The 14,004-nt window shown below is 70.5% G+C and carries 20 protein-coding genes; 11 read left to right on the forward strand and 9 right to left on the reverse strand.

Annotated features, from left to right (window positions below; genetic code table 11):
• Window positions 1-83: 83 nt before the first annotated feature.
• Genes IEY36_RS02330 through IEY36_RS02370 form a run of 9 tightly spaced genes read left to right on the forward strand, consistent with a single transcriptional unit; the run spans window position 84 to window position 5,773 of the window.
• A complete protein-coding gene (locus IEY36_RS02330) occupies window positions 84-284 on the forward strand; it encodes a hypothetical protein (protein ID WP_188965289.1) in 201 nt (66 codons plus the stop codon).
• A gap of 46 nt (window positions 285-330) precedes the next feature.
• Complete coding sequence (locus tag IEY36_RS02335) at window positions 331-735, forward strand: 6-pyruvoyl trahydropterin synthase family protein (RefSeq protein WP_188965290.1); 405 nt, start codon at window positions 331-333, stop codon at window positions 733-735.
• The gene (locus IEY36_RS02340) at window positions 732-1,778 is read left to right on the forward strand and encodes a glycosyltransferase family 4 protein (RefSeq protein ID WP_188965291.1); all 1,047 of its coding nucleotides are present in this window, start codon (window positions 732-734) and stop codon (window positions 1,776-1,778) included. Before IEY36_RS02335 ends, IEY36_RS02340 begins: the two co-directional genes overlap by 4 nt.
• Window positions 1,778-2,650, forward strand: a complete 873-nt coding sequence (locus IEY36_RS02345; protein WP_188965292.1) for a class I SAM-dependent methyltransferase — start codon at window positions 1,778-1,780, stop codon at window positions 2,648-2,650. The genes IEY36_RS02340 and IEY36_RS02345 overlap by 1 nt, the downstream gene beginning before the upstream one ends.
• Window positions 2,651-2,663: 13 nt before the next feature.
• A complete protein-coding gene (locus IEY36_RS02350) occupies window positions 2,664-3,146 on the forward strand; it encodes a cupin domain-containing protein (protein WP_188965293.1) in 483 nt (160 codons plus the stop codon).
• 12 nt (window positions 3,147-3,158) lie between these two features.
• Window positions 3,159-4,418, forward strand: a complete 1,260-nt coding sequence (otnK, locus tag IEY36_RS02355) for a 3-oxo-tetronate kinase (protein ID WP_188965294.1) — start codon at window positions 3,159-3,161, stop codon at window positions 4,416-4,418.
• Entirely contained in the window at window positions 4,411-5,043 is a 633-nt protein-coding gene (gene otnC / locus IEY36_RS02360) for a 3-oxo-tetronate 4-phosphate decarboxylase (protein ID WP_188965295.1), read from the forward strand. Before otnK ends, otnC begins: the two co-directional genes overlap by 8 nt.
• 8 nt (window positions 5,044-5,051) lie before the next feature.
• Window positions 5,052-5,381 (forward strand): DUF1937 family protein, encoded by a 330-nt coding sequence (locus IEY36_RS02365; protein ID WP_229681035.1) that lies wholly within the window; start codon window positions 5,052-5,054, stop codon window positions 5,379-5,381.
• Window positions 5,372-5,773 (forward strand): methylglyoxal synthase, encoded by a 402-nt coding sequence (locus IEY36_RS02370; protein ID WP_188965297.1) that lies wholly within the window; start codon window positions 5,372-5,374, stop codon window positions 5,771-5,773. The genes IEY36_RS02365 and IEY36_RS02370 overlap by 10 nt, the downstream gene beginning before the upstream one ends.
• A gap of 2 nt (window positions 5,774-5,775) precedes the next feature.
• Here the strand turns inward: IEY36_RS02370 and IEY36_RS02375 are convergent, their stop codons facing one another.
• Together IEY36_RS02375 and IEY36_RS02380 are read right to left on the reverse strand one after the other, a co-directional pair.
• A complete protein-coding gene (locus IEY36_RS02375) occupies window positions 5,776-5,964 on the reverse strand; it encodes a hypothetical protein (protein WP_188965298.1) in 189 nt (62 codons plus the stop codon).
• On the reverse strand, window positions 5,961-6,662 hold the full coding sequence (locus IEY36_RS02380) for an MgtC/SapB family protein (RefSeq protein ID WP_188965299.1): 702 nt from the start codon (window positions 6,660-6,662) through the stop codon (window positions 5,961-5,963). Before IEY36_RS02380 ends, IEY36_RS02375 begins: the two co-directional genes overlap by 4 nt.
• 134 nt (window positions 6,663-6,796) lie before the next feature.
• Here IEY36_RS02380 and IEY36_RS02385 point away from each other — a divergent pair, with 134 nt between their 5' ends.
• On the forward strand, window positions 6,797-7,399 hold the full coding sequence (locus tag IEY36_RS02385; protein ID WP_188965300.1) for a nitroreductase family protein: 603 nt from the start codon (window positions 6,797-6,799) through the stop codon (window positions 7,397-7,399).
• 384 nt (window positions 7,400-7,783) lie between these two features.
• Here the strand turns inward: IEY36_RS02385 and IEY36_RS02390 are convergent, their stop codons facing one another.
• The 5 genes from IEY36_RS02390 to IEY36_RS02410 form a co-directional block, all read right to left on the reverse strand.
• On the reverse strand, window positions 7,784-9,190 hold the full coding sequence (locus IEY36_RS02390) for an FAD-binding oxidoreductase (RefSeq protein ID WP_188965301.1): 1,407 nt from the start codon (window positions 9,188-9,190) through the stop codon (window positions 7,784-7,786).
• Window positions 9,191-9,221: 31 nt separating this feature from the next.
• Window positions 9,222-9,917 (reverse strand): cysteine hydrolase family protein, encoded by a 696-nt coding sequence (locus IEY36_RS02395; RefSeq protein WP_188965302.1) that lies wholly within the window; start codon window positions 9,915-9,917, stop codon window positions 9,222-9,224.
• Window positions 9,917-11,005, reverse strand: coding sequence for an S-methyl-5-thioribose-1-phosphate isomerase (gene mtnA / locus IEY36_RS02400; RefSeq protein ID WP_188965303.1), 1,089 nt, complete (start codon window positions 11,003-11,005; stop codon window positions 9,917-9,919). The genes IEY36_RS02395 and mtnA overlap by 1 nt, the downstream gene beginning before the upstream one ends.
• Before the next feature lie 330 nt (window positions 11,006-11,335).
• On the reverse strand, window positions 11,336-11,806 hold the full coding sequence (locus tag IEY36_RS02405) for a UPF0262 family protein (RefSeq protein WP_188965304.1): 471 nt from the start codon (window positions 11,804-11,806) through the stop codon (window positions 11,336-11,338).
• A complete protein-coding gene (locus IEY36_RS02410) occupies window positions 11,799-12,248 on the reverse strand; it encodes a DUF983 domain-containing protein (RefSeq protein ID WP_188965305.1) in 450 nt (149 codons plus the stop codon). The genes IEY36_RS02405 and IEY36_RS02410 overlap by 8 nt, the downstream gene beginning before the upstream one ends.
• Before the next feature lie 134 nt (window positions 12,249-12,382).
• Here IEY36_RS02410 and IEY36_RS02415 point away from each other — a divergent pair, with 134 nt between their 5' ends.
• Window positions 12,383-13,060, forward strand: a complete 678-nt coding sequence (locus tag IEY36_RS02415) for an aspartate/glutamate racemase family protein (protein WP_188965306.1) — start codon at window positions 12,383-12,385, stop codon at window positions 13,058-13,060.
• 133 nt (window positions 13,061-13,193) lie between these two features.
• Here the strand turns inward: IEY36_RS02415 and IEY36_RS02420 are convergent, their stop codons facing one another.
• Window positions 13,194-13,436: a hypothetical protein gene (locus IEY36_RS02420; RefSeq protein ID WP_188965307.1), complete on the reverse strand. Its 243-nt coding sequence runs from the start codon at window positions 13,434-13,436 to the stop codon at window positions 13,194-13,196.
• 95 nt (window positions 13,437-13,531) lie between these two features.
• On the reverse strand, window positions 13,532-13,834 hold the full coding sequence (locus IEY36_RS02425; RefSeq protein WP_188965308.1) for a hypothetical protein: 303 nt from the start codon (window positions 13,832-13,834) through the stop codon (window positions 13,532-13,534).
• Window positions 13,835-14,004: the final 170 nt, after the last annotated feature.

A 14,004-nucleotide genomic window follows, 5' to 3' on the forward strand; every position in this document is an offset into this window, starting at 1 on the left:
TCTGAGCGGATTCACTCATCCTTCCACTGCGGTCCAGCAAACTTCCGCGGTCGGCTGGCGTTGTTTGCGCGGAGCGATGCGCGATGCGTGGCCTGCCCGTCTCCGACCAGGAAGGACAGCCTATGACCGACCCGAAATCCGCCATGTCACCCGACGTCGTCGACGAGACGACGGCAGTCCGCCAGGGCCAGACACTCGGCTCGATGCGGTGGGTGCTGCTGGTCTCGCTCATTGCCGTGGTGACATCCTTCATCGTCGCCTTCGCTGTCATGCCGATGCCATGAATCGGCGCCGCGTGACGGGAGGCTGAGGCACCGCTAAACAGGCTGCATGTTCAGCCTGACCGTCGTCGACCACGTCATGATCGCCCATTCCTTCCGCGGGGAGGAATTCGGGCCAGCCCAGCGCCTGCACGGCGCCACCATGGTGGTGGAGGCCGAGTTTCGCGCGCCGAAACTCGACCGCCTGAACCTGCTGGTGGACATCGCCGCTGCCAAGGTGGAGCTGCGACGCATCCTGGACGGGTTCGACTACCGCAACCTCGATGCCGAACCGCAATTCGCCGGGCAGAACACCACCACCGAGTATCTCTGCGCGCATATCCACAGGCTGCTCTCGGCGGCGCTCGCCGAAGGCCGGCTCGGGGATGGCGGGCGCGCGGTGACGGGGCTGAAGATCCTGCTGAAGGAAAGCCACATCGCCTGGGCGGCCTATGAAGGAGCACCGGCGGCGTGAGCCTGCATCTATTGGTGCCGGGGCCGTTCGACGCCATCTCGGGCGGCTATATATATGACCGGCGCATGGTCGAGGGCCTGCGCGCCCTGGGCGAGAGCGTCGAGGTGGTGGAACTGCCCGGCAGCCACCCCGCCCCGGACGAGGCCTCGACCGAGGGAGCGCGGGCCGCGTTGCGTGCCCTGCCGGCCGATGCGCGGATCGTCATCGACGGGCTCGGCCTGCCGGCCTTCCTGCCGCTGACGCAGGAACTCGCCGAACGCCGCGCGGTCGCGCTGATCCATCACCCGACGGCGCTCGAACATGGCGCGTCCGAGGCGGCGCGCACCGTGCTCAAGGCCCGCGAACGCGCGCTGTTCGGCGCCATGGCGCGGATCGTCTGCACCTCCCCGCTCACGGCGCGGCGCCTGCCTGAGGAATTCGGCGCCAATCCCGACCGCATCGGCGTGGTCGAGCCCGGCACCGACGAAGCCACGCGTGCGGCGGGGTCGGGCGGGCCGGGCTGCGCCATCCTCTCGGTCGGCACGCTGGTGCCGCGCAAGGGGCATGACGTGCTGCTGCGCGCCCTGGCCCGGCTCACCGACCTCGAATGGAGCCTGACCATCGTCGGCGACAGCCGGCGCGACATCGTCCATGCCGATGGGCTGAAGGCGTTGGCCGAGGAACTCGGTATCGCCAACCGTGTGACCTTCGCGGGTGAACTGACGGGCACGGCGCTGGAGGCGCTGTATCACCGCGCGGACCTCTTCGCCCTAGCCACGCGATGGGAAGGCTATGGCATGGTCGCCGCAGAAGCGATGGCGCGCGGCCTGCCGCTGGCCATCACCGCCGGCGGCGCGATCGCCGAGGTGGTGGTGCCGGGCTCGGCCATCGTCTCGCCGGTCGATGACGTGGTGTCGCTGTCCAAGGGCATGCGCCGGGCAATCTTCGACGCCGACCTGCGCGCCGAGATGGCCGAGGCGGCCTGGTCCGGCGGCCAGGCCCTGCCGCGCTGGCCCGACCGCGCCACGGCGTTCCGTGCCGAGATCGAGAAGGCCTACGCCTGATGTCGGAAGGCTTCGACGGCGATTGGCTCGACCTGCGCGAACCCTATGACGCCGCGGCGCGCGACATCGACCTCGCCTTCCGGCTCGCCGAGGCCTTGCCGGCGCGGCCGCGGCTGCTCGACCTCGGTTCGGGCACCGGCAGCCTGATCCGCTGGCTCGCCCATTTCATCGACCGCGCCCAGGCCTGGACGATGGTCGATGCCGACGCCGAGCTGATGTCGCGCGCCTTTGACACCATCGCCGAACGGGCCGAGGCGGTGGGCGTGGCGGCCACCTTCCCGGGGAAGAAGACGCTGCTGGTGCATGCGCCCGGCGGCGCTTGGCGGATCGAGGGGCTGCTCGCCGACCTCGCCGAGGCGCCGGAGATGCTGCCGCTCGACAAGGCCGACGCGGTGGTCAGCACGGCGTTGTGCGACCTGGTCTCGGCGGCCTGGGTGGAGCGCATGGCCGCCGCCTGCGCCGCGCGCCGCCTGCCCTTCTATGCCGCGCTGAACGTGACGGGGCGCGAGCGCTTCTGGCCGCCGCATCGCGCCGATGCGCTGGTGGCGCGTGGCTTCCGGCGCGACCAGCGGCGCGACAAGGGCTTCGGTGGCGTGGCGCTGGGCCCGGCCGCGCCTTCCGTGATGGCGGCGGCCTTCGCGGCACATGGCTATACCGTGCTGCGCGCGCCGTCCGATTGGATCATCGACCGCCGCGCGCGCTTCTTCACCCAGGAGATCGCGACCGGCCACGGCACGGCGGCGCTGGCCTGGGAACGGCGCGGCGCGGCCGCCATCGAGGACTGGATCGCCACGCGACGCGCCCAGGCAGCCGATGGGCTGCTCTCGGTGCGCATCGGCCATCAGGATCTGCTCGCCTTGCCCCCTGGCTGAGAGGACGCCGTCCATGAGCGACAAGCCCCCCATCGCCGTCACCGCCGCCGAAGTGCCGCCGCGCGCGCGGCCGTCGAACTATCCGGCCGATTTGGTCGACAAGATCGGCGGGCGGCAGAAAACGATCCTCGGCGACCTGTTCGGGCTGAAGAATTTCGGCGTGAACCTCACGCGCCTGCCGCCGGGTTCCGCCTCGGCGCTGCGCCATGCGCATGAGAAGCAGGACGAGTTCGTCTACATCGTCGAGGGCGCCTGCACCCTGGTCACCGATGCCGGCGAGACGCCCATGCAGGCCGGCATGTGCGCCGGCTTCCGCGCCGGCACCGGGGATGCGCACCACCTGGTCAATCGCGGCACGGCCGATTGCGTCTATCTCGAAATCGGCGACCGCACGCCCTTCGAGAAGGTCGACTACCCCGACGATGACCTGATGGTCCGGCCCGGACCGGACGGCAAGAGCGTCTATTTCCGCAAGGACGGCACGCCCGTTTTCTGAAGGAGGGCGACAATGCCCCTGCTGCTCGGCTGCATTGCCGATGATTTCACCGGCGCGACCGACCTCGCCAATACGCTGGTCAAGGGCGGCATGTCGGCCGTGCAGGTGATCGGCGTGCCCGATGGGCCGTTGCCCGAGGCCGATGCCGTCATCATCGCGCTCAAGACGCGCACCGCGCCGGTCGCCGATGCGGTGGCGCAGTCCCTAGCCGCCTGCGACGCGCTGACCAAGGCCGGCGCGAAGCAGTTGTTCTGGAAATACTGCTCGACCTTCGACAGCACGGACCAGGGCAATATCGGCCCGGTCGGCGATGCGCTGCTGAAGCGCCTCGGCTCGGGCTTCGCCATCGCTTGCCCGGCCTTCCCGACCAATGGGCGGACGATCTATCTCGGCCACCTGTTCGTCGGCGGCGCGCTGCTGAATGAGAGCGGGATGGAGAACCATCCCCTCACCCCGATGACCGACGCCAATCTGGTGCGCGTGCTGTCGCGCCAGGCCGAGGGCGGCGTCGGGCTCGTGCCCTTCAACACGGTGGAACAGGGTGCTGCGGCGATCCGCCAGGCGATGACGCGCCTGGTCGAGGCCGGCCGCCGCTGGGCTATCGTCGATGCCGTCACCGACGAGCATCTGATGGCAATTGGCGAGGCGGTGGCCCCGCATGCGCTGGTGACCGGCGGGTCGGGCGTGGCGATGGGGCTGCCGGAGAACTTCCGCCGCGCCGGGCTGCTGCCGGCGCGACCGGATGCCGATGCGCTGCCACCGATGCAGGGTTTCGCCGCCGTCGTCGCCGGGTCCTGCTCGCGCGCGACGCTCGGTCAGATCGGCCTTGCCCGCGACCATGTGCCGGTGCTGGAACTGGATGCGCTCGCCACCCCCGATGCGGCGGCGATGGCTGCCCAGGCGCTGGCCTGGGTTGATGGCAAGCTGGAGGCATCCCGCCCCGTGGTGATCGCGGCCTCCGCGACGCCGGAGAAGGTGGCGGCCTTGCAGGCGAAGCTCGGCCGCGATGCCGCCGGCGCGCTGGTGGAGAGCGCGGTCGCAACCATCGCCGCCGGGCTGGTGGAACGCGGTGTCGGCCGGCTGGTGGTGGCGGGCGGCGAGACCTCGGGCGCGGTGGTGCAACGTCTCGGCGTGACCTCGCTGCGCATCGGGCCGGAGATCGACCCCGGCGTGCCCTGGACCTATGCCAACCCGACCGGGCTGCATCTCGCGCTGAAGTCCGGCAATTTCGGCGCACGCGACTTCTTCCTCAAGGCGTTCAGCCATGGATGAGGCCGCACTCCGCGATCAACTGGCGATGCTCGGCGCCTCGCTGTTCCAGCGCGGCTATTCGGTCGGCACGGCGGGCAACATCTCCGTGCGCCTGGCCGACGGGTACCTGATGACGCCGACCAATTCCTGCCTCGGGCGGCTCGACCCGGCGCGGATCAGCAAGCTCGCGCCGGATTGGTCGCATATCGGCGGGGACAAGCCGTCGAAGGAAGTCTTCATGCATCGCGCGGTGCTGACAGCGCGGCCGGATGCCGGCGCCGTGGTGCATCTGCACTCGACCTATGCGACCGCCATCGGATGCCTCGCCGAACCCGGCGAGACGGCGCCGATCCCGCCGCTGACACCGTATTTCGTCATGCGCGTCGGCCGCTCGTTGCCGGTGATCCGCTACTACCGGCCCGGTGACGGCGCGATGGAAGGCGACATCCACGAGGCGGCGAAGGGCGCGAAGGCGGTGCTGCTCGCCAACCACGGCCCGGTGGTCAGCGGCAGGACACTCGCCGATGCCGTCGCCGCTGCCGAGGAACTCGAGGAATCGGCCCGCCTCGCGCTGCTGCTGCGCGGCGTGGGCGCGCGCGGCCTGACGCCGGCGCAGGTGGACGACCTGCTGACCACCTTCGGCTGATGTGGATCATGGTCGCCGGGCCATACACCAGTGGCGATGCCGATGAGGCGACCCGCGCGGTACGCGTGGCCGAGATGAACCGCGCCGCGCTCGCGCTGTTCCGCCTCGGCCATGTGCCGGTCATCGGCGTGAACATGGCGCTGCCGGTCATCGAAGCGGCCGAGTGCGACGCCTTCGACGAGGTGATGATGCCGCTCTCCCTCGCGCTGGCCGAGCGCTGCGATGCGGTGCTGCGCATCGGCGGGCCGAGCGCCGGGGCGGATGCCGAGGTGGCGCGGTTCACCGCCGCCGGCAAGCTGGTGTGCCACACCATCGAGGAAGTTCCGGCATGCCCTTGACCCTCGCCCTGGTCGCGCATGACCGGATGAAGCCCGCGCTCGCCGCCTGGGCCACGCGCCACGCGGCGGAACTCGCCCCGCATGCGCTGGTCTGCACGGCGACGACCGGCGGGACGATCCGTGAGCAATGCCCCGACCTGCCGATCCGCCTGGTGAAGTCCGGCCCGCTCGGCGGCGACCAGCAGATCGGCGGCATGATCGCCGAGGGAGAAATCCACGCGCTGATTTTCTTTCCCGACCCGCTCGCCCCCCAGGCGCACGACGTCGATGTGAAGGCGCTGCTGCGCATCGCGCTGGTCTATGACATCCCGGCGGCGTTCAGCCCGGCGACGGCGGATCTGCTCGTAGCCGGCGGGTTGCTGACGCCACCGAAGGCCGCCGGCGGCGATTGAACTCAGTGCCCGGCGCTGGGCGCCTCCTGCCCCGGCTCGATGACCGCGCATTCGACGAGACCATTCGGAATTTCGTGGCAGCGGATGACCGGCTCCGGCGGTGGCGGCGGGGCAGCGGCACAGGCTGCGAGGCAGGCGAGCCCGGCCGCCAGCGCGTGCCAGCGCCATCGACGCGCCCTCTTCGCGGTCATTCACCCACCTCCGCCCAACCCGCCCGCGTCACGGCGGGCTCCAGGCTCAGCCGGCCGGTGATCGCCTCCAGCCGTTCCTCGGCCGCGCCGCCGACCACCACCTGCGCCGTCAGGGCGACGCGCGCGGTGCCGCCGTCAGGACATGGCAGGTCCTCGCTGTCCAGGCGCCGCAACCGCGCCTCGCTGGCGGCGATCTGCTTGACCAGCAGAAGGCGCAGCGCCGCCTCGCTCTCGGCCGCGCCGGTCGCCGTGATGCGAAAGACACGCTCGACCTCCGCCCCCGATCGCGGCGAGCGGTCGATCGCCGCGACCAGCGGGCGGACCACGATGTTCACCACCACGATCAGCCCCGCCACCAGCGTCGCCAGCGCGAAGAACCCCGCCCCGCAGCCGACGCCCACCGCAGCCGAGCACCACAGCGTCGCCGCGGTGTTCAGCCCCTTCACGTTCAGCCCCTCGCGCATGATCGCCCCGGCGCCGAGGAAGCCGATGCCCGAGACCACCTGCGCGGCCATGCGGGTCGGGCTCGCCTCCCCCGCCATGGAAAATCCGACCAGCGCGAAGGCCGCCGCCCCGAGGGCGACCAGCGCATTGGTGCGCAGCCCGGCGGCGCGCTGGCGGTATTGGCGTTCCACACCGATCGCCCCGCCCAGCAACAGGGAGATGACCAGCCGCAACGCGGCATCCTCGAACGACATGGCGGCATCCTTCCCGGCACACCGGATGTGCCCCGGTCAGGAGCGGCACGGCAAGGGCGGCGTCTTGACCCGGCCGAGCCGGCAGGCGAGAGGCCACGACAACGCGCCATCCAGGCGCCGGAGGAACTTCACCAATGACCGACCGCACCGCCCCCGCCGCGCATCCGATCGCGCCCGTCCTCGCCGCGCGTTGGAGCCCGCGCTCCTTCGAGGACCGCGCCGTGCCCGACGCGGCGCTGGCGCAGGTGCTGGAAGCCGCGCGCTGGGCGGCCTCCTGCGTCAATGACCAGCCGTGGAACTACATTGTCGCCCGCAAGGATCGCGAGCCGGAGGCGCATGCCAGGCTGTTCGCCTGCCTGTCGGCGAACAACCAGGGCTGGGCCGGGCGCGCGCCGGTGCTGATCCTCGGCATCGCACGCACGCATTTCGCCGCGAACGGCAACCCGAACCGGCATGCGGCCTATGACCTCGGCCAGGCGACGGCGAACCTCGCCGCGCAGGCGGCGGCGACCGGCCTGCAGGTGCACCAGATGGCCGGCTTCGATGCCGCCAAGGCGCGCGAGGCCTTTGCCATTCCCGAGGGCTTCGACCCGCTGGTGATGGTCGCCCTCGGCCACCCCGGCCCGGCCGAGGCGCTGCCGGAAGCGCTGGCGGCGCGCGAGACGGCGCCGCGGATGCGCAAGCCGATCGGTGAGTTCGTGCATCTCGGCGCCTGGGGCAGCACCGGGGCGCCGTGACGCGCGGGCGCCTTGGGGAAGGCGCCGCGCCAATTGCCGTCGGCGATTGGAGAGGGGCGCTGCCCCTCTCCAAACCTCACCCCGCCAGGGTGCCGGGCACCCTGGACCGCCGGGACGTGGTACTGGGCAGCATAGGCACGCTTTCGAGCATAGTGCCGTGAATCGCGACCACGTTTCGGGCGCGGCGGCCGCATCGTCCCGGCGCAAATCCCGGCCCGCGCAACGCCCAGTATTGGTGTCCAGAGGCCCTTAGGTCTTTGGTGGGGGCGTGAGGCACTGCCTCGCGCGGAGGGGGCAAAGCCCTCTCCGCTTCTACCGCGCGGCCGCACCTTCCTCACGCCTGCGGTCCAACGCCCCTCCAGTGCTTCAGCGGCACTCCCCCCGTCAGGGCAGCATCTTGCCAGGATTCATCATCCCCGTCGGGTCGATCACCGCCTTGACCGCACGCATCAGGTCGAGCGCCACCTTGTCCTTGTGCGTCGCCATCGCATGCCGCTTCGACTGCCCGATGCCGTGCTCGGCGGAAAACGACCCGCCGAGATCGACGGCGATCGCGTTGACGACCTCCTCCGCCCCGCTGGCGCGGACGCTCCAGGCGGCATAGTCGGTACCGCGTGGCGCCATCAGGCTGACATGGATATTGCCGTCGCCGGCATGGCCGATCGCGATCAGCCGCCCTTCCGGCCAACGCTCGGCCAGCGCCGCCCCGACCCGCGCGCAGAAGGCCGGCACCGCCGAGACGGGCACCGCCGTGTCAGTATTGACCGAGGGCGCCTCGCGCCGCCCGCAATCGGGCCAGTCCTCGCGGATGCGCCAGATCATCGCGCGCTGCGCCTCGTTCTCGGCGATGGCGGCGTCAAGCACCTCCTCCGCCTCGGCCCCGGCGGCGAGCGTGTCCTCCAGCATCTCGCGCAGCGGCACCGAGGGATGCGCGGCGGCAAGTTCAACCATCACATACCAGGGGCTGCCGACCGGCAGCGGGATACGGATGCCGATGCCATTGCGGCTGACGATCTCCATGCATTCGCCGATGATGAGTTCGAAGGCGATGACATCCGCGCCGCTCTCCATCACGCGTGAGAACAGCGCCAGCGCGGCATCCGGCGAGGGCACCGCGACGAAGGCGGTCTCGACCCGCTTGAGCGCCGGCACCAGCCGCAGCGCGGCGGCGGTGATGACACCGAGCGTACCCTCCCCACCCAGGAAGAGGTGGCGCAGCGCGTAGCCGGAATTGTCCTTCCGCACGCGGCGCAAGTCGTTCAGCACGCGGCCATCGGGCAGCACCACTTCGAGACCCATCACCAGGTCGCGCGCATTGCCCCAGCGCAGGGTTCGGATGCCGCCGGCATTGGTGGACAGCGCGCCACCGACCATCGCCGAGCCCTGCGCGCCCCAGGAGAGCGGGAACAGCCGGTCCACCGCCACCGCCGCCTGCTGCACGTTCTGAATGACGCAGCCAGCCTCGGCGACCAGCGAGAAGTCGCGCGCATCGACGTCGCGGATGCGGTTCATCCGTTCGAGGCTGAGCACCACCGAGGGCGGCCCGTTCTGAGCCACGATGGCGCCGCCGCACAGGCCGGTGCGGCCGCCTGCGGGCACCACGGACAGCCCCTGCGCGGCGCAGGCACGCAGCGTGGCGGCGACCTCCTCCGTGCTGCCCGGCCGCAGTACGGCGCGCGGCGTGCCGTGCCAGGTGCCGCGCCAATCCACGGCATAGGGGGCGATGTCGTCCGGTTCGGTGAGGCAGTGGCGCGGGCCGAGCGTTGCGGCCAATTCGTCGAGCGTTTCCATGCCCGTGATCCTGCGCCCGCGGCGCGGCCGGTCAAGCCGGCAGGTAGCTGAGCAGGTCGTCGGCGCGCATCACCTCGCAATAGATGCGGTTGAGGATCTCGATCTCGCGCGTGTGCAACTCCATGGTCCCGGCCGCGCAGGCATCCTCGACCACGATGACATCGAAGGATTCATCGGCCAGCGACCGCACGGTGGAGGACACGCATTGGTCGGTGAAGATGCCGGTACAGACCACATGGGTGACGCCCATGTTGTGCAGGACCAGCCGCAGATTGGTGCCGGTCAGCGCGGAATCGGTGGTCTTGGTCACCACCACCTCGCCGGGACGCGGCGCGAGTTCGGCAACGATCTGCGAGGCCTCGGCATCCCTCGGCAGGAAGATGTTGTTCCAGCCCGGCTTCTTCTGGCTGAGCGAGCGGTCGGCGCCATCGGGCGTCAGGCAGGCGATGCGCGCGAAGACCACCGGGTTGCCATCGGCGCGGAAGCGCTCGACCAGCCGCGCGATGGTCGGGATCACCGTGCCATGCATGCGGTCGTGGAAGGGCGCCCAACCGGCAATGCGCGCCTGCTCGGCCGGTGGCAGCCCGGCCGGGTTGGCCTGGACCAGGTAGGTGTTCTGCACGTCGATCACCAGCAGCGCGACGCGGCCCTTCACTAACACCGGGTCCTCCGCCTCGGGCGCGCCGTCGTAGTAGAAGGAACGCCAGGCGGTCTTCCAGCCGGCCATCACGGCTTCTCGGGATACATCGCAGCGATCGCCTCGGCCGTCGCCGCGATGCGGCCGCGTTCGGTGATCAGCCCGGTCACCAGCCGCGCCGGCGTCACGTCGAAGGCCGGGTTGGCCGCCGGGCTGTGCTCGGCGACGACGCGGATGGTCTCGATCCGGCCATCCTTGGTGCGGCCGGTCAGGTCGGTCACTTCAGACTGGCTGCGTTCCTCGATGGGAATCTCGGTGACGCCATCGGCGACGCGCATGTCGAGCGTCGAATGCGGCAGCGCCACCCAGAACGGCACACCGTTATCCTGCGCCGCCAGCGCCTTGAGATAGGTGCCGATCTTGTTTGCCACATCGCCGTTGCGCGTCACGCGGTCGGTGCCGACGATGACGATGTCGACCTCGCCATGCTGCATCAGGTGCCCGCCGGCATTGTCGGCGATGACGGTGTGCGGCACGCCATGGGCGCCGAGTTCAAAGGCGGTGAGCGCCGCACCCTGGTTGCGCGGCCGCGTCTCATCGACCCAGACATGGATCGGCAGGCCGGCATCATGGGCCATGTAGATGGGCGCGAGCGCAGTGCCCCAGTCCACCGTGGCGAGCCAGCCGGCATTGCAATGCGTCAGCACGTTGACCGGCTGGTTCGGCTTGCGCGCCGCGATGGCCTGCAACAGCGGCAGGCCGTGGCGGCCGATCGCCTCGCAGGTGGCGGCGTCGTCTTCGGCGATGGCGGCCGCCTCGGCATAGGCGGCGGCGGCACGGGCCGCCTCGGGCAGGCTGCGCAGCGCGGCAAGCATGCGCTCGATCGCCCAGCGCAGATTGATCGCGGTCGGGCGCGTCGCCGCCAGCTTCGCGCAGACAGCCTCCAGCGCCGCCGGGTCGCGCCGCATCGCCAGCGCCACGCCATAGGCCGCAGCGGCGCCGATCAGCGGTGCGCCGCGCGTCTGCATGGACCGGATCGCGTGCGCGACCTGCGCTTCATCGGTCAGGCGCAGCCATTCGACGTGCCAGGGCAGTTTCGTCTGGTCGAGCATGCGCACGGACCAGCCGTCATCGGCATCCACGCGCACGCTGCGGTACCAGATGCCGTCGATCTTCATGGCGGGGGTGTCCTCAGCGATGCATGCATGGTCCGATGCATCCGCAGTCGCACGACTGGATGCGGGACGACAAGCGCAACCGGTTGCAGCTCGATCCGCCCGGCACGCTTTTCGATCGGACGGCTCCGGCCCAGGGCGCCTGTCACGGTGACAATCGCCCGAATGGGTGGCCGAGCGAGGGGGAGTGACGCGTCCGGAAGGTCGGACATCGCCTTGGTGTCCTGCCGGCAAAGGTCACTGACATTCCAGCGAACCGTAGGAACGGGCAGGTCACCGAAAACCATGTCGGGTGGTGCGAAAACCAGCTCCGCAAGACGTCGGGTCAGGAAATCAGATGCGCTGGTGCAACGCGCAGACCAGGGTGAACAGCCGCCGCGCCGTTTCGAAATCGACGTCGATCCGCCCCTTGAGGCGCTGTTGGAGCAGTTCGGCACCCTCGTTGTGCAGCCCGCGCCGGCCCATGTCGATCGCCTGGACACGGGACTCCGGGCCGCTTTCGGCGACCGCCCGCTCATGCGCCTCGACCACCATGTGGTAGTCCTTGATCAGCCGGCGGAACGGGCCGAGCGCCAGCGCCAGAACATGCAGCGGCCGGTTGTCGACATCGCGGATGTCGAGCACCAGCCGCCCTTCCCGCACCGACACCGCCAGCGCATAGGGACCCGGCGGCAGGTTGGGCGGGTCGAAGTGGTTGCCCGACAGCAGGTCGGCGATCGCCTGGCGACGGTCGGCCTCGGCGAAGGCGGAAGGTGCCGGTGCTTCCTCCGGCAGTTCCAGCCGGATCAGACGCTGTTCAGGCATCGCGCGGCACCGTTCGGGTCGGCGGGGTCGGGATCTGCGCGCCCTGCTCGGTGCCGGTCAGGCCGAGACGCATCATCCAGGCCACCACCGCCCCCTTCACCGGGCGCAGGAACAGCGCGCTGAGGATGGCGAACAGCGGCAGCCACACCGCCATGTGCACCCACATCGGCGGATGCCAGGCGCGCTCGACGACGAAGACGATCGGCACCAGGACGTGGCCGACAATCAGGATGGTGAAATAGGGCGGCGCATCATCGGCGCGGATGCGGCCGAGCGGCGTGTGGCACTGCGAACATTCATCGACCAGCCGCAGATAACCGTTGAACAGTTTGCCTTGTCCGCAGACCGGGCAGCGGCCCATCGCGCCACGCGCCAGGGCGGTGCCGATCGGCGGCAGGGCGGCGGCGACAGCGGCGGGGGCCGGCTCGGAAGTCCAGGGCATGTGGCGTTCCTTTCGCTGACGCTCTCGCGGCGCCGATTGTGCAATGCAACATAAACACGTTTCGTGCCGAAAATTCAAGCTTGACGCACCAGGACGGGCTTGAAGCAGCCATGCACTCGGCGCGAGGATGCGTGATGGCCGAACGCATCTTGGTGATCAACCCGAACTCGAGCCTGTCCTGCACGGACGGAATCGCTACCGCCATCGCGCCCTTTGCGGCGCCGGGGCTGCCGCGCTTCGACGTGATGCGCATCGCCGAGGGGCCGCCCGCCATCGTCACCTGGCGCGACTGGTACGGCATCGCCGAACCGCTGTGCCGCGTCGTCGAGCGCGAGAAGGCCGATGCCTATGTCATTGCCTGCGTCTCCGACCCTGGGATCGAGGCGGTGCGCACCGCGACCGACAAGCCAGTCTTCGGGACGCTGCGCTGTGCCGTCGCCGCGGCGATGATGCGCGGCGAACGCTTCGGCATCGTCGCCTTCACCGACAAATCGAAGCCGCGCCAGCGCCGGGCGCTGCAGGCGCTGGGGGTGGAAGGGCGGCTCGCCGGCACGGTCCCGCTCAACCTCGACATGGAAGTGCTCACCGACCCGGTCGCGCCACGCGCCCGGCTGGCCGAGGCGGCGCGCGAATTGGTGGCGATGGGGGCGGAGGCGATCATCCTCGGCTGCGCCGGCATGGCCGGGCATCGCGCCTTCGCCGAGGATGCCTGCGGCGTGCCGGTGATCGAACCCTGCCAGGCGGCGGCAACGCAGGCGCTGCTGGCGGTCGTGGCGGCACGCGGCGGGCAGGTCCGGATGGCGGCCGAGTAGGCATCGCCGTTCCCGGGCTTCGCGGTCGGAACAAGCCTGGCCGCTTGCATCGGCAGCGCCGGGCCGACGAGGCATCCCCCAACCGCGTGCTGCGGAGACCTTCCGCCATGGCGCCGGATGACGGGGCGCCGCGCTAGAAGTTGCGGAAGGCCGGCGGGACCTGGTCCGGCATCACCGGCCCCTGGCCCGAGCCACCGATGTCGAAGGGCGCATAGCCGGGTTCGCCGCTCGGCTGGGCGGTTGGTGGGGGGCGGCGCGCGCCCTGCTGCTCAGGGGCGCTGCGGGGCACCGGGGCCGGCAGTGCCGCGGCAGGCGGCATGGGCTGTTCGGCACAGCCAGCGGCGAGCACCGCGGCCATCAGGATCATGCGGCGCATTGCTTCCCCTCCTCAACAAGCATGTCGGACACGACACCGGCCACGCCACGGCAGGCGGCACCGCGCCCCGCACGGACAACGTCGCGAGGCCGCGGTCAGATGCCGCTGAACGGGATGCCTACCTGCGGCACAGCCCCACCGACGTCGTTGCCACCCACATCGAGGTCGGTGGACGGCGTCGGCATGCCGGACATCGAGGCGGCATAAGGGTCGGCATCCTGCGCACGATCCTGCCGCGTCTCCTGGTTCATCGCCCGGTTCAGACGTTGCGAATCCTGCTGCGCCGCGGTGCCGGCCGCGGCCGGAGTCGGCGCCTGCGGCACATAGGTGATCGGGATGGGCGGCCGCTGCTCGCAGGCACCGATGAGGAGAATGGCCGGCAGCAGAAGGCGAAGCATGGGGTGTTCGTCCTGAGGAATGTCGGCCACGATCCTAGAGCAGATCCCGATCGGATGGAATCACATGGTCGGGTTAAGATACGCATGAAAACAACAAGCTAGGGCGAACTGCGCGACGCTTGCGAAGGGCGCCGCGCCAGGCGCCCGTGGGCGCGGCGCGCCGCTGTTCA

This window comes from Neoroseomonas lacus, from assembly GCF_014644535.1.
Classification (GTDB): Bacteria; Pseudomonadota; Alphaproteobacteria; order Acetobacterales; family Acetobacteraceae; genus Neoroseomonas; species Neoroseomonas lacus.